The 26,455-nt window shown below is 61.8% G+C and carries 18 protein-coding genes; 14 read left to right on the top strand and 4 right to left on the bottom strand.

The window, feature by feature from the left end; all coding sequences use genetic code 11:
* Positions 1-53: 53 nt before the first annotated feature.
* The 3 genes from H045_RS07950 to hpaI are packed head-to-tail and all read left to right on the top strand — an operon-like array spanning position 54 to position 3,948.
* Positions 54-1,595: a UxaA family hydrolase gene (locus H045_RS07950; protein WP_015371977.1), complete on the top strand. Its 1,542-nt coding sequence runs from the start codon at positions 54-56 to the stop codon at positions 1,593-1,595.
* Positions 1,596-1,631: 36 nt separating this feature from the next.
* Positions 1,632-3,113, top strand: a complete 1,482-nt coding sequence (locus H045_RS07955; RefSeq protein WP_003236517.1) for an NAD-dependent succinate-semialdehyde dehydrogenase — start codon at positions 1,632-1,634, stop codon at positions 3,111-3,113.
* Positions 3,114-3,147: 34 nt separating this feature from the next.
* Positions 3,148-3,948 carry a 4-hydroxy-2-oxoheptanedioate aldolase gene (hpaI, locus tag H045_RS07960; RefSeq protein WP_015371978.1) on the top strand — a complete coding sequence of 267 codons (801 nt, stop codon included), beginning with the start codon at positions 3,148-3,150 and terminating at the stop codon, positions 3,946-3,948.
* Between the two features lie 4 nt (positions 3,949-3,952).
* Here hpaI and H045_RS07965 read toward each other — a convergent pair whose 3' ends face one another.
* Together H045_RS07965 and H045_RS07970 are read right to left on the bottom strand one after the other, a co-directional pair.
* Positions 3,953-5,059 carry an endo-1,4-beta-xylanase gene (locus tag H045_RS07965; RefSeq protein ID WP_015371979.1) on the bottom strand — a complete coding sequence of 369 codons (1,107 nt, stop codon included), beginning with the start codon at positions 5,057-5,059 and terminating at the stop codon, positions 3,953-3,955.
* Positions 5,060-5,164: 105 nt separating this feature from the next.
* A complete protein-coding gene (locus tag H045_RS07970) occupies positions 5,165-6,079 on the bottom strand; it encodes a LysR family transcriptional regulator (RefSeq protein WP_015371980.1) in 915 nt (304 codons plus the stop codon).
* A gap of 247 nt (positions 6,080-6,326) precedes the next feature.
* On the opposite strand from H045_RS07970, the gene H045_RS07975 reads away from it, so the two are divergent.
* The 4 genes from H045_RS07975 (at position 6,327) to pgm (ending at position 12,650) form a co-directional block, all read left to right on the top strand.
* A complete protein-coding gene (locus H045_RS07975; RefSeq protein ID WP_003230112.1) occupies positions 6,327-7,340 on the top strand; it encodes a zinc-dependent alcohol dehydrogenase family protein in 1,014 nt (337 codons plus the stop codon).
* 726 nt (positions 7,341-8,066) lie between these two features.
* The gene (locus tag H045_RS07980) at positions 8,067-9,500 is read left to right on the top strand and encodes a hypothetical protein (RefSeq protein ID WP_015371981.1); all 1,434 of its coding nucleotides are present in this window, start codon (positions 8,067-8,069) and stop codon (positions 9,498-9,500) included.
* Positions 9,497-10,903, top strand: a complete 1,407-nt coding sequence (locus tag H045_RS07985; RefSeq protein ID WP_003230115.1) for an aminotransferase-like domain-containing protein — start codon at positions 9,497-9,499, stop codon at positions 10,901-10,903. Before H045_RS07980 ends, H045_RS07985 begins: the two co-directional genes overlap by 4 nt.
* Before the next feature lie 103 nt (positions 10,904-11,006).
* Positions 11,007-12,650, top strand: a complete 1,644-nt coding sequence (gene pgm / locus H045_RS07990; RefSeq protein ID WP_003230116.1) for a phosphoglucomutase (alpha-D-glucose-1,6-bisphosphate-dependent) — start codon at positions 11,007-11,009, stop codon at positions 12,648-12,650.
* Between the two features lie 188 nt (positions 12,651-12,838).
* Here pgm and H045_RS07995 read toward each other — a convergent pair whose 3' ends face one another.
* Entirely contained in the window at positions 12,839-13,534 is a 696-nt protein-coding gene (locus H045_RS07995; protein ID WP_015371982.1) for a pirin family protein, read from the bottom strand.
* A gap of 219 nt (positions 13,535-13,753) precedes the next feature.
* Between H045_RS07995 and H045_RS08000 the strand changes: the two genes are divergently transcribed.
* The gene (locus H045_RS08000) at positions 13,754-16,201 is read left to right on the top strand and encodes a UvrD-helicase domain-containing protein (RefSeq protein WP_015371983.1); all 2,448 of its coding nucleotides are present in this window, start codon (positions 13,754-13,756) and stop codon (positions 16,199-16,201) included.
* A gap of 44 nt (positions 16,202-16,245) precedes the next feature.
* On the opposite strand, the gene H045_RS08005 is transcribed toward H045_RS08000, so the two are convergent.
* Positions 16,246-16,518: a DUF1652 domain-containing protein gene (locus H045_RS08005; RefSeq protein ID WP_003230123.1), complete on the bottom strand. Its 273-nt coding sequence runs from the start codon at positions 16,516-16,518 to the stop codon at positions 16,246-16,248.
* A 597-nt stretch (positions 16,519-17,115) separates the two neighbouring features.
* Between H045_RS08005 and H045_RS08010 the strand changes: the two genes are divergently transcribed.
* From H045_RS08010 to eprS, 6 genes are all read left to right on the top strand, one after another.
* Positions 17,116-18,549 carry a serralysin family metalloprotease gene (locus H045_RS08010; RefSeq protein ID WP_015371984.1) on the top strand — a complete coding sequence of 478 codons (1,434 nt, stop codon included), beginning with the start codon at positions 17,116-17,118 and terminating at the stop codon, positions 18,547-18,549.
* Positions 18,550-18,598: 49 nt separating this feature from the next.
* Positions 18,599-18,967, top strand: a complete 369-nt coding sequence (locus tag H045_RS08015; protein ID WP_003230127.1) for a protease inhibitor Inh/omp19 family protein — start codon at positions 18,599-18,601, stop codon at positions 18,965-18,967.
* 101 nt (positions 18,968-19,068) lie between these two features.
* Positions 19,069-20,820 (top strand): type I secretion system permease/ATPase, encoded by a 1,752-nt coding sequence (locus H045_RS08020; protein WP_015371985.1) that lies wholly within the window; start codon positions 19,069-19,071, stop codon positions 20,818-20,820.
* Complete coding sequence (locus H045_RS08025; RefSeq protein WP_003230131.1) at positions 20,817-22,118, top strand: HlyD family type I secretion periplasmic adaptor subunit; 1,302 nt, start codon at positions 20,817-20,819, stop codon at positions 22,116-22,118. Before H045_RS08020 ends, H045_RS08025 begins: the two co-directional genes overlap by 4 nt.
* Before the next feature lie 2 nt (positions 22,119-22,120).
* On the top strand, positions 22,121-23,464 hold the full coding sequence (locus H045_RS08030; protein ID WP_015371986.1) for a TolC family outer membrane protein: 1,344 nt from the start codon (positions 22,121-22,123) through the stop codon (positions 23,462-23,464).
* Positions 23,465-23,486: 22 nt separating this feature from the next.
* Positions 23,487-26,444, top strand: coding sequence for an autotransporter serine peptidase EprS (gene eprS, locus H045_RS08035; RefSeq protein ID WP_015371987.1), 2,958 nt, complete (start codon positions 23,487-23,489; stop codon positions 26,442-26,444).
* The last annotated feature ends 11 nt before the right edge of the window (positions 26,445-26,455 follow it).

Genomic DNA, 26,455 nt, shown 5'->3' on the forward strand with positions numbered 1-26,455 from the left:
TGACACCGGCGTTGCAACTCCGACGCCGTAATCTGGATGCCAAGGATTGTTTTATGACGACTAACACGACCCATGCCACTCACCGACTGATACGTCTGCATGCCAGTGACAACGTCCTTGTCGCCCGCCAATTGATCGGCCTTGGCGACGAGCTGCCCGAGCTGGGTGTACGCATCCGTGCGCAAGTGCCGGCCGGGCACAAGGTTGCAGCGCAGGACATCGTGGCCGGTGAGCCTGTGCGCAAGTACGACACGGTCATCGGTGTCGCTTCGCGCAATATCCTCAAGGGCGAGCACGTTCACTCCCACAACATCGCACTCATCGATTTCGACCGGGACCCGGGTTTCTGTGAGAATGTGCGCCCGGTGGAGTACGTGGCACTCGATAAGCGTGCGACCTTCATGGGCATCGTGCGAGCCGACGGGCGTGTCGCCACGCGCAACTTCATCGGGCTGCTGTCGTCGGTGAACTGCTCGTCGACCGTGATCAAAAAGATTGCCGAACACTTCACGGCCGAACGGCTCGCCGCTTACCCGAATGTCGATGGCGTCGTCGCGTTCGCTCAGACAAGCGGGTGCGGCATGTCGTCTCCCAGTCATCATTTCGACGTGCTGCAGCGCACCATCGCCGGGTACGCGCGCCATCCCAATCTGGCTGCTGTACTGATCGTCGGCCTGGGTTGCGAGCGAAACCAGGTGTCCAGCCTGGTCGATGCTCAGCAACTGGTGCCTGATAGTAATCTGCGCACATTCGTGATGCAGGATACCGGCGGCACGCGTGCAACCATTGCTCAAGGCATTGCTGCGATCGAAGCGATGCTGCCCGAAGCCAATGCTGTCAAGCGAGTCCCGGTCAGTGCGGCGCACCTGAAAATCGGACTGGAATGCGGCGGTTCCGATGGCTTCTCAGGCATCACCGCCAACCCGGCATTGGGCGCTGCGATGGATATTCTGGTGCGTCATGGCGGTACGGCCATTCTGTCCGAGACACCCGAGATCCATGGCGTGGAGTTTATGCTGACGCGACGTGCGATCAGTGCCGAGGTGGGCCAGAAGTTACTGGACCGCCTGGCTTGGTGGGAAGACTACACGCGAGGTCAGAATGGCCAGTTCAATGGCGTCGTAGGCCCCGGTAATCAGGCCGGCGGTCTGGCCAACATCTTCGAAAAATCCCTGGGGTCCGCCATGAAAGGCGGCACGACACCGTTGCAGGCGGTGTACGAGTACGCCGAGCCGATTGACAAGGCCGGGTTCGTGTTCATGGATTCACCGGGCTACGACCCTGTCGCGGCCACCGGTCAAATCGCCAGCGGTGCAAACCTCATTTGCTTCACCACGGGAAGGGGCTCGATGTTCGGCAGCAAGCCTGCGCCCACCCTCAAACTCGCCAGCAATACCGCGATGTTCACCCGTCTTGAAGAAGACATGGACATTAATTGCGGCCTCATTCTTGACGGTGAGTTGTCGGTTGAGCAGATGGGCGAACGCATCTTCGAGCACATTCTGCAGGCGGCTTCAGGTGCCTCGACCAAGAGCGAATTGTTGGGGCTTGGGGATCACGAGTTCGTGCCCTGGCACCTGGGTATCGTCAGTTGATCCAACCCGTTTTCACACATTTTAAGGAACCTCGGCATGAGCTTGAAACTGACCCGCACCGACCTGATTCGAACGCAGAATTTCATTGGCGGCCGTTGGCGCAGCAGCGATTCGCAGACGCTGCTGACGGTCACCAACCCGGCCGACGACAGCCACCTTGCGCAAGTGCCCGACAGCAATGCGATTGACGCCCGTGACGCCGTCGATGCCGCTCATTCGGCTTTTGCCGCCTGGCGAAGTACGCCTGCCAAGCAACGCGCGCAATTGATCAAGCGCTGGAATGATCTGATTCTGGAGCACCAGGAGGACCTGGGCAGGCTCATATCGCTGGAGCAGGGCAAGCCGCTGGCAGAGGGGAGGGGCGAAGTGGCTTACGCCGCCAGCTACGTTGAGTGGTTTGCCGAGGAAGCGACGCGCGCCTATGGCGATGTGATCCCGGCGCCGGTTTCGGGTCGCCGCATGACGGCAATCAAGGAGCCGGTTGGTGTGGTTGCAGCGATTACACCCTGGAATTTTCCGGCGGCGATGATTGCCCGCAAAATCGCGCCAGCCCTGGCGGCCGGTTGCACCGTCGTCTGCAAGCCCGCCGAAGACACGCCACTGACCTCCCTTGCGCTTGTGCGCTTGGCCGAGGAAGCCGGTTTTCCGGCGGGCACACTCAATATCGTTACCGCTTCGCGCGAGCGTACACCCGAAGTGGTAGACGCCTGGCTGGCTGATTCACGGGTGCGCAAGATCACCTTTACCGGGTCGACGCCAGTGGGCAAACACCTGGCCCGAAAGTCAGCAGACACCTTGAAAAAATGCTCGCTTGAACTGGGCGGCAATGCCCCCTTCATTGTGTTTGACGATGCGGACCTCGACGCTGCGGTGGACGGCCTCATGCTCTCCAAATTTCGTAATGGCGGTCAGACCTGCGTGTGCCCCAATCGAATCTACGTGCAGAGCGCCGTTCACGATCAATTCGTTGAAAAGCTGGTGGCAAGCGTCAGCGCGCTGAAGGTTGGGCCGGCTTCCCACGGCGATTCCCAGGTGGGTCCGATGATCAACGCGCGCGCCATCGACAAGATTGCCCGCCATGTGGATGACGCGGTTGCAAAAGGCGCAGAGATCGCCACCGGCGGTTGCCGTATCCGAGACGCCGTCGCAGACGGTCCGAACTACTACGCGCCGACCGTGTTGATCAATGCTGCCTCGCACATGGAGCTCTGCAATGAAGAGACATTCGGCCCCGTGGCCCCCATTTTCCGCTTCACGACTGAAGCGCAAGTGATCGAACTGGCCAACGACACGCCATTCGGGTTGGCGGCCTACTTTTACACCCAGGACGTCAAACGCGTGTGGCGTGTGGCCGAGGCGCTGGAGTCGGGCATCGTGGGCATCAACGAAGGTGCGCTCGCCGCAGAGGCCGCGCCGTTTGGGGGTGTCAAAGAGTCGGGGTATGGCCGCGAAGGTTCACGCTACGGCCTGGAGGACTACATGCACATCAAATACCTGTGTCAGGGCGGCCTGAACTAGTTCCGACAACGACAACAGAGGAGTACAGGCAATCATGGCAAATCCGTTCAAGACTGCGCTTTCGCGAGGCGATAAGGTCATCGGCCTCTGGCTCTCACTGGCCAATGCCTACAGCGCCGAAATTTGCGCCACGGCAGGCTTCCAGTGGGTGCTTATCGACGGTGAACACGCACCAAACGACGTGCGCAGCACACTGGCACAATTGCAGGCTGTTGCACCTTATCCGGCCCATCCCGTGGCCCGCACGGTGGATGGCAATCCGGCAATGATCAAACAACTGCTCGACATTGGCGTGCAAACGTTGCTGGTGCCCATGGTCGATACCGCCGAGCAGGCCATTGCGCTGGCGGCCGCGACCCGATACCCGCCGCAGGGAACACGAGGCGTGGGTGCTGCGGCGGCGCGTGCTTCGCGTTGGGGAGGGCACACTGACTACCTGGAGACAGCCAATGACGATGTATGCCTGTTGGTACAGGCTGAATCCAGGGTTGCGCTCGAGAACCTTGAAGCCATCTGCGCCGTCGACGGCGTGCATGGCATCTTCATCGGGCCGGCAGATCTGGCCGCATCCCTGGGCCATCGCGGGCATCCCGAGCACCCTGACGTGCAGCAAGCGATAGAGAACGCCATACGCACCATCGTTGCCAGTGGCAAAGCCGCCGGCACGCTGACAGGCGATGCCACGCTTGCCCGGCGCTATCTCGAACTGGGCGCCAGCTTCGTCGCCGTGGGGCTGGATCTGACCCTGCTGGCACGGGCCACGCGCAGATTGGCAAACGATTTCGGTCTCGGTGAATTGTCGGCATCTTTCGCAGGCGTTGCTTCGCCTTACTGATGAGTCATGGATAGCGATTCCATGCCAGGCTATGCTCGACGGCCCAACTGGCGGGTTTGATTACGCCCTGCGGTCCGAACACCAGCGGTCGCTGCGCCAGTGGTCCCATCGAAGGGGTAGCACCGGTGCGGTGCGCGGTATCCCATACACCCCAGGTCAAAACGGCGGATACCGTGCCCGTGCCGAGCACGAGGTCCAGGTATCGCTTGTAGGTATCGGCCACGATGGCGTCGCGTTGATTCGCGTCACCCGTCATGTGGCTGTCGTCGACGTCGAGTTCGGTAATGTAGACACTGAGGCCCAGGTCATGTACCTGCCGCAGGAACGCGGCGAGCCCGGGGCCGAAGCCATGCGGGTCCGCAGCGCGCAGATGGGACTGAATGCCCAGCGCATCCACCGGCACGCCGCGCTGCTTCAGGGTCCGCAGGAGGGCAAGCACGGCGGCGCGCTTGCGCGTGCCAGCGGGTGAGTCGCTTTCCAGTCCGTATTCGTTGTAGCAGAGTGCGGCGTCCGGATCGGCACGGTGCGCGGCCTCGTAGGCCAGGTCGATATAGCCGGGACCGAGCATCCGGTACCAGAAGGCGTCGCGCAGCCCGCCTGCCTGCCCGTCGTCAACTTGAATGGCCTCGTTGACGACATCCCAAGAGACAATCTTGCCCCGGTAGCGGCCTACCACCTCGGCAATGTGTTGCGTCAGTACCTCCTTTGCATTAGCGGGTGTGACCGTGCGGGTGACCCAGTCGGGCAGGGCGCGGTGCCAGCACAGTGTGTGGCCGCGCATGTGCTGATGGTTCGCCTGCGCAAATGCGAGGATAAGGTCCACGGGTGCGAAGGTGTAGCGGTCCGGCGCGGGGTGAACCTTGGCCCATTTCAACGCGTTTTCCGGCACCACGATGCCTGCTTGCCGGGCCACGACGTCCCGATACGACGGGTTGGTATCGAGCAGGACGGGATCTACCGCGAAGCCGAACGAGAGCCGTTGTTGCGCAGCGACTGCGCGCAAGGGTCGAAAGGTGTCGTCGGCAAGCGCGGGGCGAACACGCAAAAGCGGCGCGAGGGCCATGGCCTGCAACGTCATAGTGAGGAAGCGTCGGCGATTAAATGGCTTCATGCGTAAGAGCCGTAAACTCCATTGGATCTGGATAGGTGGCGGTGGACTTAAAGTGCCCATAACCCGTTTGTTATAAACAGGTTCGTGCGACCTGGTGGCGCTTGGTTACAAGCTATCGGGGTCCCCAAAAAACATCTGAATCCGCGACCTCAACCACCGCTCTCCCGGATCATTGTCCTGGGATCCGCGCCATGCCATGTGCAGTTCGAAACTGCGCACCGGCAGCGGTGGGTCCTCGGCGCGCAGGCCGCCGGCCGAGGTCAGTGCCTCGGCCGCGTAGTCGGGCACGGTCGCGAGTATGTCGGTGCCCGCCAGCAAGGTGCCCAGGCCGTTGAACTGCGGCACGGCCAGCACCACATGGCGCTTGCGATCGAGCTTTTCCAGTTCTTCATCGATAAACCCGCTCAGGTCGCCGGCAAACGACACCAGGGCGTGCGGGCGGCTGCAGAAGTCGTCCAGGCTCAGGGAGCCAGGCACGCTGTCGGCGCGCAGCAATTTGGGCAGGCTGCGCCGCAAAACCTTGCGCTTGGCGTTGGCGGGCAGGTCGGCGGTGTAGCTGACGCCGATGGAAATTTCGCCGGAGGCCAGCAGGCCTGGCATCAGGATGTAATTGACGCGGCGCACCACCAGCACGATGCCGGGGGCTTCGGCGCGCAGGCGTTTGAGCAGTTGGGGGAGCAGGGCGAATTCGACGTCGTCGGACAGGCCGATACGGAACACGGCAGTGCTGGTGGCCGGGTCGAATTCGGCGGCGCGGCTGACGGCGGTGGAGATCGAGTCCAGGGCCGGGGAGAGCAGGGCGAAGATCTCGACCGCGCGGGCCGAGGGCTCCATGCTGCGGCCGGTGCGCACGAACAGCGGGTCGTCGAACAGGCCGCGCAGGCGCGAGAGCGCGGCGCTGATGGCGGGCTGGCCGAGGAACAGTTTCTCGGCAGCGCGGGTCACGCTGCGCTCATGCATCAAGGTTTCGAATACGATCAAGAGGTTAAGGTCGACACGACGCAGGTCGTTACGGTTCATCTTGTGTCCTGGAAGAGTCTGCAAACTTGACGAGAGCGGCCCTGTGTAAACAATGACCGGCATGAATCTTACGGGGAAAGACTGATACTCTGCACAAGATTATTGAGTTTTCCTACGAAAGCTGAGGTCTGTAGCTTAGTCGCGGAATCAATGACAGGCATGTCGACTATTAATGGCGACCGGTGGCCTTACCCCCAAAGCCCAGATAAAGTTCATGGCATTAGAGGTTACTTTGACGAGGTTTGCGATGTCCCGCACGATCCGTTTTCACAAGTTTGGTCCGGCCGAGGTGCTCAAATGCGAAGAGCATGCAGCCGCGCAGCCCGCACCGGGCGAAGTGCAGGTGCGTGTCGAGGCCATTGGCGTCAGTTGGTATGACATTCTGTGGCGCCAGAACCTGGCGTCTTCCCATGCACGCCTGCCGTCCGGTCTGGGCCATGAAATGGCCGGCGTGGTGGTCGCCCTTGGCGATGGCGTGGATGACTTGGCGGTGGGCGACAAAGTGGCCAGCTTTCCGGCCGAGAGCCCTAATGATTACCCCGTGTATGGCGAGCAGATCATCCTGCCCCGCTCGGCACTGACCCGTTACCCGGATGTGCTGAGCCCGATTGAAGCCAGTGTGCACTACACGCCGCTGCTGATCGCCTACTTCGCCTACATGGATCTGGCGCGGGTCAAACCCGGCCAGTTTGCGCTGGTCACCGACGCCAGCCATTGCGCCGGCCCGTCCTTCGTGCAACTGGGCAAGGCCTTGGGGGTGCGGGTGATTGCGGCGACCAAAGACAGCGCCGAGCGTGATTACCTGATGTCCCTCGGGGCGGAAAAGGTCATTGTCACCGAGGAGCAGGACCTGCTGATGCAAATCAACAAGTTCACCGACAATCGCGGCGTCGACGTGGTATTCGATGGCCTCGGCGGCCCACAGATGTCGTTGCTTGGCGATGTGCTGGCACCGCGCGGCAGCCTGGTGCTCTATGGTCTGCAGGGCGGCAATCAGACGCCGTTTCCGGCTTGTGCGGCGTTCCAGAAGAACATTCAGTTCTTTGTGCACTGCATTGGCAATTTCACCGGCAAACCGGAGTTGGGCATTATCCAGGACCAGGTTGCCATGCAGCGTGCATTGCGTGATATCAACCAGTTGACCGCCGACCGTGTGCTGGTACCGCTGAAAACCACGGTGTTTGCCTTTGACCAGTTCGTTGAAGCGCACCGTTATATGGATGAATGCCCGTGCCGTGAGCGGGTGGCGCTGCAAGTTTAAGCTGTTTCGTGTGTAGGAACATTCGTAAACGACTGTTCCGAGCCCTCGGCGTATGGGACAAAAGCGCCATTTGACAGGGCTTAACCCGCGCGCTTTCCAATGCGCGCAACCGTCCCTCAGTCCCGTAAACGATACCTTTGCCCCGGACGCCGCCCTGAATTTCAGCGCGGCGTTGTCGTGTGTGGGTGATCCACTTGACGTCTGATCCTGAACTGAACTGGTTTTCGGCCGGCTTCTGTATCTGTTAATCATTATTCAAGCCTTGATAATTGTGTTCTTACTTCAACTCAAGGACCGAGTAATGATTGATGCACTGACACGCCGGCGGGTACTTACTGCGGTTTTTAATAGTGCGGCATTTGCGGTGGACTCAGGTCTTGCACGCTTCCCTGCCGACGCTCAATCAACTGACATTCATGGAGCAGTGTCTGGCAAATTTAATTTGTCGGATCGATCTTTTAATTCGGGGTTAAAGGAATGTAGGAGATTGTCTGAATATTCCTAGGAGAGTCATCAGCACCGGCGTGAGCCGCGGGCATGCGGGCGTTCGAGGCCATGGAGGCTTGGGCGTACGTTTCGCGCAGTCAATGTCGATTTTTTACAAGGTGCTAGTGTTGGGTCACCGTCGGCACCACACCGCAAACGACTTTCCTGGCAATTCAATAGATCAAGCAACTCGGTTTGATAGTTGTTTGAAACTTATATTTCAACTCAGGTAGTAGAGCTATGAGCGCTATTCACGAACAGGCTATGACGTATGTTTACCAGCAAGTTCAGCAACGATTGATCGGGTACTTCAGTCGTGCGGAACGTACGGCGCTGCAGTTGTTGATCCAGCGTATTGTCGTGGCGGCAGGCGGCATGGAGCATATCGGCGACTACAAGGTGCTGGTCGCCCACGGCGGCGGTGAGGTCAGCAGCTACACGTTGGCGATGCTGCGTGCTGCGCAATTGAGTATCGCCGGGCGATCACCGATGACGTTCCAACTGCGGGTGGCAACGCTGCGCCATGCCGGCATGACCCAGCGCACACTCGATACCATCCACAATGGTTACAGCCGCCTGTTTTTCCATGACGATGACCGCGTGGAATTGCTGATGGTGGAAAACCATGAGGTACTGCCATTCAATCATCAGCGCCCGGTATCGACCCAGGGCTGTGAAGCGGCACAACGCAACCGGTTGATGGTCGGTCACCTGAGCTGCGGCGATATCTGCGCAACCTTGTGCAACGACACCTATCTGGCCCTGGGGGATTTCTATCAGCGTGTCACCGCGTGGGACGGCGGCGTGCACGTACTGGTCAGTGGCGACTCTGCGCGCAAGCAGAGCCAACTGCTGGCCTGGCTGAAAAAAGCCGCTCAGGCGGGTTCGGACAAGGGCCGCACCGACAGAGCCCTGTCTCTGGACCGTCTGTTCGCGCGCATGGACCAATGGAGCGAGGATTTCTATCGCGACCTGTATGGCGAGCATTATCAGGTCAGGGCCGACATCAGCGCCGGCGGTTACCGTCCCCTGGCGTATATCGGTTTCGCCGACCTGCTCGAAGGCATAGACCCGGCCAGCGCACCGTTGCTGACCGAGTTCATGGCGTATACCCCAGACCCCTTGGGGTTTCATTTCAGCCACCCGGCGTTTGCCAATCCCTTGTTGATGGCCCATCTGCGCGGCCTGAAAGCTGAATGCCTGCGCGAATTACCGTATGGGGAAGGTGTTGAAGAGTTTCTGTTGCTGGCGCAGGAGCAACTCGATCATGTGCAGATTCCGCAGGAACTGCTGGCCCAGGCCGGCAGCAGTGAAGGGCGCGCCGCGGCCACCGCCTGTGCCCGGCAGTTTTTCGGGCTGGATGAAAGTCAGATGATCTGCCTGATGTTTTCGCCCTTCATCCATCATGGTGAACGGCTGGAAAGCTACCTGCGCCAGTGCCATCCCGGCATGCTCGTGGCATTGCCCGAACTGCACAAGGTGCTGCAGGGCAAGCCGGCCGCCGAGATGCTGCAACAGTGGGTGACGGTTGCCAGCGGTTTGCCGCTGCCCTTGCTTCAGCATCTGTATCGTCAGCGGCCAATGACCCTGCTGCCGGCCAGCAGTGCGCGCAAGCACGCCCTTGAGCGCGACCTGACCTCTCATCACATGGCTCGGCAGCTGTCCGTTCGATGACGTTGCGTGGCGCGCGACAAGCGGACTTCGCCTACCAGGCGGTGTATCGCTACATGATCAATCTGATCAACGAGGTGAGTACCGATACGCGAGTGAAGCTGCCGTCGCTGCGCGAGCTGTCCCAGCGCCTGAATGTCTCGATCTCCACCATCCAGTATGCCTATTCGCTGCTGGAGAAAGAGGGCCGGGTGTACTCGGTGGCCAAGTCGGGGTATTACGCCTGGCCCCTTGCCGACAGCGCTGCGACATGTGCCAGTGGGGACTTGCTCGAACGTCTGTACGTGGCGGCGCGACGCCCGGCCATGGCGGTGCTCAGCGGTGATGAACCGGCGCTACTGGCCAATCTGGACGATACCTTGCTGCGCCTGGAGCGCGAGCTGGTGCGCCAGTATCCGCGCCAGTCGCAGCACAGTTCCCAGTCGTGCGGCGTGTGGGAGCTGCGCGCGGCGCTGGCGGCGCGCTACACCTCATCACCCACGCGCTGCTGGCACGCGGACGATGTGTATGTGGGTGCTGACCTGCGTGGCGTGCTCGACATCCTCATCGAGGTGCTGGGGTTGCGCGGTGCCACGGTGTTGGTCGAGTCGCCCTGTGACTGGTTGATCCTGCGTCTGCTGCAGGATGCCGGCGTGCGAGTGATCGAACTGCCCTGGGTGCACGCGGGTCGCCTTGATCTGGGGGCGCTCGAACGCGCCCTGCGCGAGGAATCCGTGCAACTGCTGTTGATGTCATCGTCGGTGAGCCTGCCGGCAGGGGTGGCCGTGCAACCTCAGGACCGCCTGGAGCTGGCCCAGTTGCTGGACCATTACGGTTGCTGGCTGTTGGAAAACGACCTGTATGGCGAATTGAGCTTTGTGCCGACTCAGGGCCCGCTGCGTGACCTGGTCAACCCCGAGCGGCTGATCGTGTTTTCCTCGTTCGAGAAAATCCTCGGGCCGGAAGCGCCTTACGGCTATGTGCTGTCGCGGCACATGAGCAGCGACCTGCAGCGCCAGTTCCTGCTGCGCTCGTTTCGGTTATCGGCGATTCGCCAGCGGGCGATTGCGCGGTTGTACCAAAGCGGTCGCATCGACCTGCACCTGCGTAGCCTGCGCACGTTATTGCGCGAGCAGGCCAGCGCCATGGGTGAACTGCTCGATCAGCATCTGGGAGGTCTGGTGACGTACCGGATGCCGGTCGGCGGCGCGACATTCTGGCTGGAGTCGGCCAAAGCGGTGGATATGCGCCAGGTGTTCCAGTATCTGCTGGCGCGCGCCGTCGTTATTGCGCCCGGCGAGCTGTTCAGTGTCAGCGGTTTGCATCATCAACACCTGCGTCTGAGCCATACCTTCCATGGTCTGCCCAATCTGGACAACGCCCTGGCTGCGCTGGGCGAGGCACTGCGCCAGGGGCAGAGCGTCTAGCTGTATGAAATTTCTCGCCATCAAGTAGGATCGATACCGTCGCGCGGTAGTCCAAGTGCCAGTAAACTGCCTTTTTCCGACTTCTTCTTTTCGAGGTTCATGCATGACAATCAGTCCTTTTGCGGGCAAATTGGCGCCGGCTCAGTTGCTGGTGGATATCCCGCGACTGGTCACGGCCTATTACACCGGCCAGCCTGATGCAGCGATCTCCACCCAGCGCGTGGCGTTTGGTACGTCCGGGCACCGTGGCAATTCCTTCGAGCTGAGCTTCAACGAATGGCATGTGCTCGCCATCAGCCAGGCGATCTGCCTGTACCGTGAAGCCCAGGGCATCAATGGCCCGCTGTTTGTCGGCCTGGATACCCACGCACTGTCGACCCCGGCCGGCGCCAGCGCGCTGGAAGTGCTTGCCGCCAATGGCGTGCACGTCATGCTCGCCGAGGGTGACGAATACACCCCGACGCCAGCGATTTCCCACGCCATCATCTGCTACAACCGCGGCCGCACCAGCGGCTTGGCGGACGGGATCGTCATCACGCCGTCCCATAACCCGCCGCAAAGCGGCGGTTACAAATACAACCCGCCCAATGGCGGGCCGGCCGATACCCACGTCACCAAATGGATCGAAGCCAAAGCCAACGAGCTGCTGGCCAACCAGTTGGCCGGGGTCAAGCGCATAACCCACGCCCAGGCGCTCAAGGCGGACACCACCCATCGCCATGACTACCTCAACACCTACGTGGCGGACCTGATCAATGTGATCGACATGGATGCCATCCGCAGCGCCGACCTGCGCCTGGGCGTCGACCCGCTGGGTGGAGCAGGGGTGCGTTACTGGTCGGCGATTGCCGAGCATTACCGCCTGAATCTTGAGGTGGTGAACACCGAAGTCGATTCGACCTTCCGCTTCATGAGCGTCGACTGGGACGGCCAGATCCGCATGGACCCGTCCTCCAGCTATGCCATGCAAGGCCTGATCGGGCTCAAGGAACGCTTCGACGTGGCCTTTGCCTGCGACCCAGACCACGACCGCCACGGTATCGTTACCCCGTCCGGCGGATTGCTGGCGCCGAACAACTACCTGGCGGTGTCGATTGACTACCTGTTCCAGAACCGTCCCGACTGGCGCGCCGATGCGGCCGTGGGCAAGACGGTGGTCAGCAGCGGCTTGATTGACCGCGTGGCGGCAAACATCGGCCGTCGCCTGTACGAAGTGCCGGTGGGCTTCAAGTGGTTTGCCGATGGCTTGTTCGACGGCTCGCTGGGCTTTGGCGGCGAAGAAAGCGCCGGTGCATCGTTCCTGCGCAAGGACGGCACAGTGTGGAGCACCGACAAGGACGGTCTGATCCCGGCCTTGCTGGCGGCCGAGATGACCTCGCGCAAAGGTCAGGATCCGAGCCAGATCTACCGTGGCCTCACCGATGCGCTGGGCGAGCCGTTTGCCATTCGCGTCGATGCCAAGGCCACCCCGGCGCAGAAAGCCCTGCTGGGCAAGCTGTCGCCGGAGCAGGTCACGTCCACGCAGCTGGCCGGGGAGAGCATCCAGCAGATCCTCAGCCATGCGCCGGGCAACAACCAGGCCATCGGTGGCTTGAAAGTGATGACCGAAAATGGCTGGTTCGCCGCACGGCCATCGGGTACCGAGGATATCTACAAGATCTACGCCGAGAGTTTTATCGGCGAAGATCACCTCAAGCAACTGGTGGAAGAAGCGCAAGTGCTGGTTGACGGCGCTATTTCTCAATAATCGCCCCTGTGTAGAGCGGGCTTATTGTGGCGAGCGGGCTTGCCCCGCGTTGGGGGGCGAAGCGCCCCCAATCAAGGGAAACGCGGTATGCCTGACACTGCGCAGAGCATGGTCTTGGGGCTGCTGCGCAGCCCAACGCAGGACAAGCCTGCTCGCCACCGGGTATGCGGCTGTCCGATATTTGTAAATCAGGCCAGGTCGACCAGCACGATCTCGCTGTCTTCAATCGCGGTCACCCGCAGCACCCGCTCGTCCTCCACCGCCACACCGTCGCGAGCCTGCGCGCGCAGGCCATTGACTTCAATGACCCCCGTGGCCGGCACCAGGTAGGCTCGGCGTCCACCGTCCAGGTGGTACTCGGCACTTTCCCCGGCTTTCAGATTGGCCGCCACCAGTCGCGCATCGGCGCGAATGCGCAGGCTTTCGCTGTCGCCGCGCTTGCCACTGGCCAGGGTCACGAAGCCCTCGCGACCATCCTGCGGAAACGGCTTGGCGCCCCATGACGGCGGCAGCCCAGCTTCATTGGGAATGATCCAGATCTGGAAAATCTTCGTCGGTGCGGCTTCCAGGTTGTATTCGCTATGGGCAATCCCGGTGCCTGCGCTCATCACCTGCACGTCACCGGCTTCGGTGCGGCCCTTGTTGCCCAGGTTGTCGGCATGGCTGATGGCACCCTCGCGCACATAGGTGATGATTTCCATGTCCCGGTGCGAATGCTGCGGGAAGCCGGTGCCCGGCGCGATGATGTCGTCGTTCCATACGCGCAGGTTGCCCCAGTGCATGCGCTTGGGATCGTGGTATTTGGCAAACGAAAAGTGATGATGGGCGTCGAGCCAGCCGTGATGAGCGCCGCCCAGGGAAGTGAAAGGTCGAAGTTCAAGCATGATCGTCTCCTCTGAATGGGCTCTATCATCCTTGAGCGGTTGATCGGTAAAAAGCGTAAAAACTGCCTGATTCCTATCAACCGATTAGATGGATTAACCGGGTTTTGACTTTCACTTCGTCGCCTAACTGCATGACGGCAAAGCAATTGGCTGGCACTGAACAGCGATTCCGGCGACCATGGCCCATTCGCCAGAATCAACATCCTCGCCGGAGTTCGCGTGCCGCAGCAAAAGCCCGATTTGCCCCCTGATTTGCTTCCGCTGGCAGAAATGCCCTTGTTCAAACGCCTCGCTGCACGCCTGTTTGGCCATGGCCTCACGCGGCTGCGTGCGCAGCACCGGTTCTCCTGGCTGCATGGACAAGCCGACGGGTTTCGCAGCGGGCATGAGGCAGGCGTGGAGTACGGTTACCGCGAGGGCATGGCCGAGGGTATCGAGCAAGGGCGGCAAGTGCTGCTGATTCGTGATTTCCGCCCGGACGAGCACCGCGCGCCCGGAGTGGACGACAGCCTGTTCGACGATTGGCGCCTGCCGCTCACCGCCGAGATCAAAAAGCGCATCAAGGCCGATGTGGCGCGCCTGCTGCCCGCCCATGCCCAGCCCAGCACCGCGCAGTGGAAGATGATCTTCAGCGATACGCCGTCCACCTCGGTGATTGCCGGTGCCGGAGCCGGCAAATCCACCTCGCTGGTGTTGCGCATCCTGCTGCTCACCCATTACCTGGGCTTTGAACTCAGCTCGATGACCGTGGTGACCTTTACCCGTGAGTCGCGCAAGGACTTCGTCAACAAGCTGATGGACATTCTTGCCCTGTGGGGCCAACCCTTTGGCGTGAAAGAAGCGCAGGCCGTGGTGCGCACCTTTCACTCGCGCATTCTGCCGATGGTGCGCAGCCTGCCGGGGTTTGAGCGCCTGCAGGCGTTCGAAAACCTCAGTGCCGGCTTCGAGGACGCTGACAGCAACCCCTTCGACCTGCGCATCAACGACGCCCAGCGCCAGCAGATGAACGCCTGCTACCACCGGCTGCACGGTCGCCACGCGCGGTTTCGCGAATTGATCGCGCCGCTGGCCCGTCATGGCCTGCAGCTCAAGGAACTGGAGCGCGACCACCCGGACGTGCAGAAACGTATTGCGGTGACGGAGTTGGCGGCCAAGCGTGATGAAGAACTGTGCGATTTGATCGAGGACCTGTGGTTTCGCGCGGGTGCCTGGCCGATCAAGGGCATCGAGCCCAGCCGTCAGACGTTTGAAATCAACGGCGCCACGTTCCATTGTCACGGCTATGCGCCTGAGCTGGACGCCTGGGTTGTGCTGGGCTTCGATTCGCGGGAAAACCCGCAGATCAGCCGGCCCAACGCCAAGTTGTCGGTGCGTGCGGAGTGGGCGGTCAAGCGCACCCTGTTTCAAGCTTTCTGCCGCAAGCCATTGATTTGGCTGGATAGCTACGAATCATCAAGACGACTTTTGAGCAGCCTGGCCGGTGAGGCTACAGCCGGACCCGGCTTCGACTACAAGGTCAAGGGCGAGCTGGCTTCGGCGCCATTGCTGGACTGTTTCGTCACCGCGGCGGGCTTTATCGAGAACCTTGGTCTGGACGTGCCCACTGCCGTTGGCCAGATGACCTTCGCCAGGGACGACCCCGACCGCTTGTTCTTTGAGGCACTGAGCATTTTCTGGAAAGCCCTGGAAGAACACCTGCTCGAACAATCGCCGCCAATCATGACCTATAACCGCATGTTCTCGCTGTTTGGCGAGAACATGCCGGAAAACCTCAAGTTGCTCAGCGACGCGCTGTTGCGGCCGCTATCGCACCTGATGATCGATGAATTCCAGGACGTGTCGCCGCAGATCGTCTCGTGGATCCGCGCCAGCCTGCGCGAAATCCGCAGCCGCGGCCCGGCCATGCATGTGGGGCGCGGCGCGCAGCGTTCTTCGTTGTTGTGCGTGGGTGATGACTGGCAGTCGATCTACGGCTGGCGCGGCAGTTCGCCCAAGTACTTCATGGAATTCAACACCGAGTTCCCGTCGCCCGGCACCACTCGGGTGATGCTGGGCGAGAACTATCGCAGCCATCAGCACATCATCGATGCCGCCGAGCATATCGTGCGCGCCGCGCCGGCGATTCCCGGCAAGAAAGCCAAAGCCAGTGGCGCGCCCAAGGCGCTGGTGCCCGTACACGTCGTGGCCCGCGACGATGCTGCATTGGGCCAGCAGCTACAGGCGCACTATCAGCAGGGTGACTCGGTATTAATGCTGTATCGAAAAAGCAGCGATAAGCTATTGATTCAGGAGCATATTCAGGCGGTAGTTAATGCTGATTCGAGCTTGCCGGCACCCGCGCGCAGGCTGAAACAGCTGACGTATCACAGCGCCAAGGGGCTGCAGGCGGATGCAGTCTTTCTGTTGGGCGATTGTCAGCACGTCACCAGTTCGCCTTACAAGAACCAGGTGTACCGCATGGCAGGCCTGGGCAAGGCAGGCGACAACGAGCCCTATGACACGGCGCAAAAAGATGAAGTGCTGCGCCTGGCGTATGTCGGCATCACCCGGGCTGTCAGCCATTGCTACTGGTACGTGGAAAAGCCCGAAGGCGCGGCGGTGAATGTGCCGAGGGCATCCGAGCGGGTAGACGGCAAAAAGGCGTTTTTCGATGATCAGCGGATTTGAAAGTAAGTTGGTCAATGTGGGAGGGGCAAGCCCCTCCCACCTGTTCACGCCCGTAAAGACTGTGGCGGCACAAACGACGCCAGCTCATCCTCGATCGCTTCGATAATGCGCTCTACATCGGCAGCGTTCATCACCGAGGCGCAGGGAATGCCGGCAATCGCAATCAGCGTCTCGCCGCTTGCGCGGTCGAACAGGCGGGCGACCATGCTGCCGGGCGCGTCCATGCTGCCCTCGAAGCCGGTTGGATGAAAATGCCAGCGCATCAGTTGACAGGCATTCGGGAACGTTACTTTGTTCATGTTGCCCACCTTGTTCATTGAGCACTTCCTTTAGCTCGCGGCAGGAGCCAGAACCCTCTGTGGTCATGGCGCAGAAGCTTAAAAATAGCATCCGTTTGCGGTGTCCAGGTGAGATTTTTCGCGCCGTTGGGCGGTTCTTCACCTTCGCATTGACCTGGGTCATGCAACGCACGCCGGGTCAGGTCTCCAGGCAGGTCCAGCACGTAAAACCGACTCAGTTAACGGGTTAAGTTATTTGTCCCGGTAATAGGGGGCAATCGCCACCATAAATAATAAGTAGTGGCTCTTTAATGTTGCCAATGACACCGTGACAATAATTGGATCCATTATTTGCCTGTGCACTGTAAGTTGATGCCCGTGCCAGCTATTTAATATTTAAATAACAGCGCGGTGTATTTTGTAGGACAAAAAACCACGTCCCCCAATAAACATTGCTCGTTACTTGTGCAGGATGAATCTTCTGCACATTCTGATTGCAGAAATAGATGTAGACGAAAGATTTCAAGTTGTGTCAGTTTTCTTACGCCTTCAAAAGAGGCGAGTGATAGGACGATCTCGCCCGCGAGGTTCCTATCGACCCAAGACTGATGCACTTGCAAACAAGGAAGTACGTTTATGTCAAAAGTAAAAGACAAAGCTATTGTCTCTGCCGCTCAGGCCAGTACCGCCTACTCGCAAATCGATAGCTTCAGCCATTTGTATGACCGTGGCGGCAACCTCACGGTCAATGGCAAACCGTCCTACACCGTGGACCAGGCAGCGACCCAGCTGCTGCGGGACGGCGCGGCATACCGCGACGCCGATGGCAACGGCAAGATCGATCTCACCTACACCTTCCTGACCTCGGCCACCACGAGCACCCTGAATAAACACGGGATCTCGGGTTTCAGCCAGTTCAGCGCCCAGCAGAAAGCACAGGCAGCGCTCGCCATGCAATCCTGGGCGGACGTGGCCAAGGTCACCTTCACCGAGAAGGCCAGCGGTGGTGATGGCCACATGACTTTCGGTAACTACAGCGGCGGCCAGGATGGCGCAGCGGCCTTCGCCTACCTGCCCGGCACCGGCGCAGGCTACGACGGCACCTCGTGGTACCTGACCAACAACAGCTACACGCAGAACAAGACGCCGGACCTGAACAATTACGGACGGCAGACCCTGACCCACGAGATCGGCCACACCCTGGGCCTGGCTCACCCTGGCGACTACAACGCCGGGAACGGCAACCCGTCCTACAAAGACGCGACCTACGGACAGGACACGCGTGGCTACAGCCTGATGAGCTACTGGAGCGAGAGCAACACCAATCAGAACTTCAGCAAAGGCGGGGTTGAAGCCTATGCCTCCGGCCCGCTGATCGACGATATCGCGGCGATCCAGAAGCTCTACGGTGCCAACTTCGCCACCCGCGCGACCGACACCACCTATGGTTTCAACTCCAACACTGGGCGTGATTTCCTCAGCGCAACCTCCAACGCCGACAAACTGGTGTTCTCGGTCTGGGACGGTGGCGGCAACGATACCCTGGACTTCTCCGGGTTCACCCAGAACCAGAAGATCAACCTCAATGAGACCTCGTTCTCTGACGTTGGCGGCCTGGTGGGCAACGTGTCCATTGCCAAGGGCGTGACCCTCGAGAACGCATTCGGTGGCGCGGGCAACGACCTGATCATCGGCAACAATGCCGCCAACCTGATCAAGGGCGGGGCCGGCAACGACCTCATCTACGGCGGTGGCGGTGCCGATCAGTTGTGGGGCGGCGCGGGCAATGACACCTTCGTGTTCGGCGCCAGTTCCGACTCCCGGCCAGGGGCTGCGGACAAGATCTTCGACTTCACCAGCGGTGTGGACAAGATCGACCTGTCCGGCATTACCAAAGGCGCGGGCCTGAGCTTCGTCAATGCGTTCTCCGGGCATGCTGGCGATGCGGTGCTGACCTACGCCTCAGGCACCAACCTGGGCACGTTGGCCGTCGACTTCGCCGGCAAGGGTGTGGCGGATTTCCTCGTCACCACCGTTGGCCAGGCCGCTGTCAGCGACATCGTGGCGTGATGCACGGGCGCGGCGCTTCGGCGCCGCGCTTGCGGGCGGGAGCGTAAAGATGCAGTGGTTTTCCAAATTGATCACCAGTGTTGTACAGGTGATGTTCGTGTCGGCAGGAGCCCACGCAATGGCGAGCAGTCTGGTTTTACCCACCCCCGCGCAGTTGGCGGGGCACTGGGAATTGAAGCAGCAGGATCAGGTATGCAGCCTGGAATTACTGGAGCAGGCCAACGCCCTGGGTGGCGATGTGGCGTGTGTGGCTCGTTGGCTGGGCGACAAGCCCTTGAGCTGGTCACCCACCCCGGACGGGATCTGGTTGATGAATGCCGAAGGCAGCGGTATTACCCACTTGAATCGTCAGCGCGAAGGTGAGTACGAAGGCCGCACTCAATCCGGCGGCGTTGTGGTATTGCAGCGCAAACCTTAGTTACCGTTATAAGCCTATAACTTGATTGATTAGTTGACTGGCCCTGATGAAGGGTTGCGCCAACTAGTGCGCGTAGTTTGCTTCAAGGAAGATAAGAAGATATGGCCAGGCCCCTTACCGTTGCACCCTTGTTCAAGGCGCTGGGTGAATACAAGAGCATCTTGATCAGTATCGGTTGTTTCACCGCCTTGATTAACCTGTTGATGCTGGTGCCGTCGATTTACATGCTGCAAGTCTATGACCGCGTGCTGTCCTCCCAGAATGAAACCACGCTGGTGATGTTGACGCTGATGGTGGTCGGCTTCTTCGCGTTTATTGGTCTGCTCGAAGTCATTCGCAGTTTTATCGTGATCCGCATTGGCAGTCATCTGGAGCGGCGTTTCAACTTGCGCGTCTACAAGGCCGCCTTTGAACGCAACCTGCACAGCGGGCAGGGCCATGCCGGGCAATCCCTGGGTGATCTGACCCATATCCGCCAGTTCATCACCGGGCCTGCGTTGTTCGCGTTTTTCGATGCGCCGTGGTTTCCCATCTACCTGTTCGTGATTTTCCTGTTCAACGTGTGGCTGGGGGTGCTGGCTACGGCCGGTGCGGCGTTGCTGATTGGCCTGGCCTGCCTCAACGAATACCTGACCAAAAAGCCGCTGGGCGAGGCCAGTGGCTTCTCCCAGCAGTCGACCCAACTGGCCACCAGCCATTTACACAATGCCGAAACCATTCAGGCCATGGGCATGCTCGGTGCGTTGCGCACCCGTTGGTTTGCCGTGCATTCGCAATTTCTCGGCCTGCAAAACCAGGCCAGCGACACCGGTTCGGTGATCACCTCCCTGAGCAAATCCCTGCGCCTGTGCCTGCAATCGCTGGTGCTGGGACTGGGCGCGTTGTTGGTGATCAAGGGCGATATGACCGCCGGCATGATGATCGCCGGTTCCATCCTGATGGGCCGCGTACTCAGCCCCATCGACCAGTTGATCGCGGTGTGGAAGCAGTGGAGTTCGGCCAAGTTGGCCTATCAGCGTCTTGATGAGCTGTTGCGCGCCTTCCCGCCGGAGGGCGAGCAGATGGCCTTGCCGGCGCCCAACGGTCAGGTGAGCTTCGAAGACGTCAGCGCCGGCCCGCCGGGGCTGCGTCTGGCAACGCTGCAGCACGTCAGTTTCACCCTTGGCGCCGGTGACGTGCTGGGCGTGCTGGGCGCCTCGGGTTCCGGCAAGTCCACCCTGGCGCGGGTGCTGGTGGGGGTGTGGCCGACCCTGGCCGGCACGGTGCGCCTGGACGGCGCGGATATTCACCGCTGGGACCGTGACGACCTTGGCCCGCACATTGGCTACCTGCCCCAGGACATCGAGCTGTTCAGCGGCAGCATTGCCGACAATATCGCGCGTTTTCGCGAGGCCGACCCGGCGTTGGTGGTGAAGGCGGCGCAACAGGCCGGCGTGCATGAGCTGATCCTGCGCCTGCCTCAGGGTTACGACACGGTGCTGGGGGATCACGGCGGCGGCCTGTCCGGCGGCCAGAAACAGCGGGTCGCCCTGGCCCGCGCGCTGTACGGCGGGCCGCGCCTGATCGTGCTGGATGAACCCAACTCCAACCTCGACACCGTCGGTGAAGCCGCGCTGGCCAGCGCCATCGTGCAGATGAAAGCCCAGGGCAGCAGCGTGATTCTGGTCACGCACCGTTCCTCGGTGCTGGCCCAGGCCGACAAACTGCTGGTGCTCAACGAAGGGCGCCTGCAGGCGTTCGGGCCTAGCCAGGACGTGTTGCGCGCGTTGTCCGGCCAGCAGGAAGCGCCGAAGGAAAAACCCGGTGTCAGTTTCAGCCGCCAGTATCAAGCCGGAAGGAATCCAGGCGCATGAGCAGTATTACGTTCGAACAACGCGACGCCCGCTTTTTCACCCGCATGGGGTGGCTGCTGACAGTAGTCGGCGCGGGAGGGTTCTTCCTCTGGGCGAGCCTGGCACCCCTCGATCAGGGCATCCCCGTGCAGGGCACGGTGGTGGTGTCCGGCAAGCGCAAGGCGGTGCAAAGCGTCAGCCCCGGCGTGGTCAGCCGGATTCTGGTGCGCGAAGGCGAGACGGTCAAACAGGGCCAGCCGCTGTTTCGGCTCGACCAGACCCGCAACCAGGCCGACGTACAGTCACTGCAAGCCCAGTACCGCATGGCCTGGGCCAGCGTGGCGCGCTGGCAGAGCGAGCGCGACAACCGAGCGGCGATCACCTTTCCCGCTGAGCTGAGCGCCAACCCCGACCCGGCGCTGGCCCTGGTACTGGAAGGCCAGCGTCAACTGTTCAGCAGCCGCCGCGAAGCCTTCGCCCGTGAACAGGCCGGCATCCGCGCCAACATCGAGGGCGCCAGCGCGCAGTTGAACGGTATGCGCCGCGCTCGCACCGACCTGACCGCCCAGGCCCAATCCCTGCGCGACCAACTGGCCAACCTGCAACCGTTGGCCGACAACGGCTACATCCCGCGCAACCGGCTGATGGACTACCAGCGCCAGCTCTCCCAGGTGCAACAGGACCTGGCGCAGAACAGCGGCGAAAGCGGCCGGGTGGAGCAGGGCATCCTTGAATCCAGGCTCAAACTGCAGCAGCACAGCGAGGAGTACCAGAAGGAGGTGCGCAGCCAGCTGGCCGACGCGCAATTGCGCAGCCTCACCCTGGAACAGCAATTGACCTCCGCCGGTTTCGACCTGCAACACAGCGAGATCAACGCGCCGGCCGATGGCATCGCGGTCAACCTCGGCGTGCACACCGAAGGCGCCGTGGTGCGGGCCGGCGAAACCCTGCTGGAAATCGTGCCCCAGGGCACGCGTCTGGAAGTGGAAGGGCACTTGCCGGTGCACCTGGTGGACAAGGTCGGCACCCACCTGCCGGTGGATATTCTGTTCACCGCCTTCAACCAGAGCCGCACCCCGCGCGTGCCGGGGGAGGTGAGCCTGATTTCCGCCGATCAGATGCTCGATGAAAAGACTGGCGCGCCGTATTACGTGCTGCGCACCACCGTCAGCGAGGCTGCGCTGGAAACACTCCACGGCCTGGTGATCAAGCCCGGCATGCCCGCCGAGATGTTCGTGCGCACCGGCGAGCGTTCGTTGCTCAATTATCTGTTCAAGCCGCTGCTGGACCGCGCCGGCTCCGCGTTGACCGAGGAATGAGCATGAAGCCCGTATGCCTCGCTTTGCTGTTGAGCTGCGCCAGTGCCCAGGCCGCGATGGGCCCGTTCGATGTGTACGAGCAGGCCCTGCGCAACGATCCGGTGTTCCTCGGCGCGATCAAGGAGCGCGACGCCGGCCTGGAAAACCGCACCATTGGCCGCGCCGGCCTGCTGCCTCGGCTGTCCTACACCTACAACAAGGGCCGCAACAACTCCGAAGCGCACCTGCCTGACGGGCGCGGCGGCAGTTATCGCGACGACCGCAACTACAACAGTTACGGCTCCACCTTCAGCCTGCAACAGCCGCTGTTCGACTATGAAGCCTATGCCAACTACCGCAAGGGCGTGGCCCAGGCGCTGTTTGCCGACGAAAGTTTTCGCGAAAAGAGCCAGGCGCTGTTGGTGCGTGTGCTGAGCTACTACACCCAGGCGCTGTTTGCCCAGGACCAGATCGACATTGCCCGCGCCAAGAAGAAAGCCTTCGAGCAACAGTTCCAGCAGAACCAGCACCTGTTCCAGCAGGGCGAAGGCACACGCACGGACATTCTCGAAGCCGAATCCCGTTACGAATTGGCCACCGCCGAAGAAATCCAGGCGCTGGACGAACAGGACGCGTCCCTGCGCGAGCTGGGCGCGCTGATCGGCGTGCAGAGTGTCGACATCCACGACCTGGCGCCGTTGAATCAGGGTTTTGGCGCCTTCACCCTCACGCCCGCCAACTACGACACCTGGCACGAACTGGCCCTGAGCAACAACCCCACGCTCGCGTCCCAGCGCCAGTCCCTGGAAGTGGCGCGCTACGAAGTGGAGCGCAACCGCGCCGGGCACTTGCCCAAGGTCACCGCGTATGCCAGCTCGCGTCAGCAGGAGTCCGACAGCGGCAACACCTACAACCAGCGCTACGACACCAACACCATCGGCGTCGAAATCAGTGTGCCGTTGTATGCCGGCGGCGGCGTGTCGGCATCCACCCGTCAGGCCAGCCGTGCCATGGAACAGGCCGAGTACGAGCTGGAAGGCAAGACCCGCGAAACCCTGATCGAACTGCGGCGCCAGTTCAGTGCGTGCCTGTCGGGGGTGAGCAAGCTGCGCGCCTATCAAAAGGCCCTGGCGTCGGCCGAAGCGCTGGTGGTCTCGACCAAGCACAGCATCCTCGGCGGCGAGCGGGTCAACCTCGACGCGCTCAACGCCGAGCAACAGCTCTACAGCACCCGCCGCGACCTGGCCCAGGCGCGTTACGACTACCTGATGGCCTGGACCAAGTTGCATTACTACGCGGGCAATTTGCGTGACACCGACCTTGCGAAAGTGGATGAGGCCTTCGGCCCTGTGAACCAACGCCCATAACAACACACACAGGATGGCTCTGATGATCACCGATTCGTCGCGTTTCAAACCCTTTACCGCAGGCTCCCTGCTGCTGTTGTCCGTTGCGGCGCAGGCGCAATACACCGAGACCGGCCAGCCCGGCAACCCCGCCAGCTGGCGCTCCGCCGAGTTCCAGAGTGACTGGGGCCTGGGGCGCATGAAGGCCGATGAAGCCTACGCCGCCGGCATCAACGGCAGCGGGGTAAAGATCGGCGCGCTGGATTCGGGCTTCGATGCCAGTCATCCAGAGGCTTCCACCGATCGCTTTCACCCGGTCACCGCCACCGGCACGTACCTGGACGGCAGCGCATTCAGCACCACCGGCGCGCTCAACCCCAACAACGATTCCCATGGCACCCACGTCACCGGCACCATGGGCGCCGCCCGTGACGGCGTCGGCATGCACGGCGTGGCTTACAACGCGCAGGTCTATGTGGGCAACACCAACGCCAACGACAGTTTCCTGTTCGGCCCCACGCCCGACCCCAGGTATTTCAAGACCGTGTACAGCGCCCTGGTGGACTCGGGCGTGCGCGCCATCAACAACAGCTGGGGCAGTCAGCCCAAGGACGTCAGCTACCAGACCCTCGGCGACCTGCACGCCGCCTATGCCCAACACTACAACCGTGGCACCTGGCTGGACGCGGCGGCCGATGTGGCCAGGGCTGGGGTGATCAATGTGTTCAGCGCCGGCAACAGCGGCTACGCAAACGCCAGCGTGCGTGCCGCGCTGCCGTACTTCCAGCCAGACCTGGAAGGACACTGGCTGGCCGTATCAGGCCTGGATATCGCCAATAACCAGAAGTACAACAAATGCGGAGTCGCCAAGTACTGGTGTATTTCCACCCCCGGTGCGCTGATCAACAGCACCATTCCCGGTGGCGGTTACGGGATCAAATCCGGCACCTCGATGTCAGCGCCCCATGCCACCGGCGCGCTGGCGCTGGTGATGCAGCGCTACCCCTACATGAGCAACGAGCAGGCCCTGCAGGTGCTGCTGACCACCGCCACCCAGCTCGACGGTTCGCTCACCCAGGCGCCCAACACCACCGTAGGCTGGGGTGTGCCCGACCTGGGCCGGGCAATGCACGGACCGGGGCAGTTGCTTGGCGCGATGAATGTGAGCCTCGCCGCCGGGCAGGGCGATGTGTGGAGCAATGGCATCTCCGACCAGGCGCTGATCCAGCGCCAGGCCGAGGACCGCGCCGAACAGGCGGCCTGGCAGCAAACCTTGCGCGACAAGGGCTGGCAAAACAGCGTGGGCGCCAATGCCAGCCAGCAGGACCAGACCGATTACGCGGTAGGCACGGCACGCGATCAGGCCGCCGCGCGGCGCCTGTATGAAGGCAGCCTGATCAAGTCTGGCGCGGGCACGCTGGTGCTCAGCGGCGACAGCACCTATCGCGGCGCAACCGTCGTCAACGGCGGGCTGCTGGCGGTCAATGGCTCGCTCACCTCGGCGGTCACCGTCAACGACAGCGGCACCCTCGGCGGCTCCGGGCGTATCGCTGCGCTGTCCGTGAACAGCAGCGGGCGCGTGGCGCCGGGCAATTCCGTGGGCACCTTGCAGGTGGCGGGCGACGTCAACCTGGCGGCGGGCTCCACCTATGCAGTGGAACTGACCCCCAGCAGCAGCGACCGCATCGTCGCTGGCGGCCGCGCGATCCTTGGCGGTGGCAACGTGACCCTGGCCCTGGAAAACAGCCCGACCCTGCTCAGCGCGGCGCAGGCTCAAAGCCTGGTTGGCCGCCAATACGACATCCTGCAAGCAGCCGGCGGCATTCAGGGGCAGTTTGGCCAGGTGTTGCCCGATTATCTGTTCCTCGGTGGGCGTCTCGATTACGCCGCCACGGGCGTACAGCTGAACGTGGTGCGTAACGACGCAACCTTCGCCAGCGTCGCCGCCAACCGCAACCAGCGCGCCGTGGCCACGGCCGCCGAGCAGCTTGGCGCGGGCAACCCGGTGTATGAAAGCGTGCTGCGCTCCGACTCCCAGGCAGGCGCGCAACAAGGCTTGCAGCAGTTGTCCGGAGAAATCTACCCGGCAGTGGGTGCCATGCTCATCAACGACAGCCGCCAGGTGCGCGACGCTGTGGGTGAGCGCCTGCGCCATGTGCCGGTCACCGGCGAGCGCAACCTGTGGCTCAAGGCCCTGGGCGCCTGGGGCAAGAGCGACAACCGTAGCGAAACCGCCGGCTCCACCACCTCCCTCGGCGGTCTGCTGCTGGGCGTGGACGGCGCGCTGGATGAGCAGACCCGCGTCGGCGTGGTCGCCGGCTACAGCGACAGTTCGCTGAACCTGGGCAACGGCAGCCATGGCTCCGCCGCTGTCGACAGCTATCACCTCGGCGCCTATGCCGGGCGTGAAATCGGCGCCTGGCGCCTGAGCCTCGGCGGCGCGTACGGCTGGCACCGTGGCGACGTGAAGCGTGACCTGCAATACGGCGACGTCACCGGCAAGCAAAAGGCCAAGGTGGACGCGCGCAGTGCCCAGCTGTTTACCGAAGCCGCGTACCGCCTGCAACTGCAACCGCTGGCACTGGAACCGTTCGCCAACCTGGCCTACGTGCATCTGGACAGCGATTCCTTCCACGAAAAAGGCGATGCGGCGGCGCTGGAGCGTGGCAGTGACCGACGTGATGCGGTGCTGAGCACCCTGGGGCTGCGTGCGCTGAAAACCCTCGCGCTCAACGACCACCAGCAGCTTGAGCTGTCTGGATCGCTGGGCTGGCAACACAGCCTGACCGCCGTCGAATCCGAAGAACATCTGGCGTTCGTGGCCGGCGGCCCGTCGTTCGCCGTGCGCAGCGCGCCGTTGCTGCGCGATGCAGCGCTGGTGGGCGTGCAGGCCAGCCTGGCACTGAACAACGCGACCCGGGTCAACCTCGACTACAACGGGCAGTTGGGCGGCAGGGCGAAAACCCAGGGCGTAGGCCTGAGCCTGAACTGGCAGTTCTAAGGCACAGCATG

Origin of the sequence: Pseudomonas poae RE*1-1-14, from assembly GCF_000336465.1 — a bacterium.
In the GTDB taxonomy this organism is placed as follows: Bacteria; Pseudomonadota; Gammaproteobacteria; order Pseudomonadales; family Pseudomonadaceae; genus Aquipseudomonas; species Aquipseudomonas poae.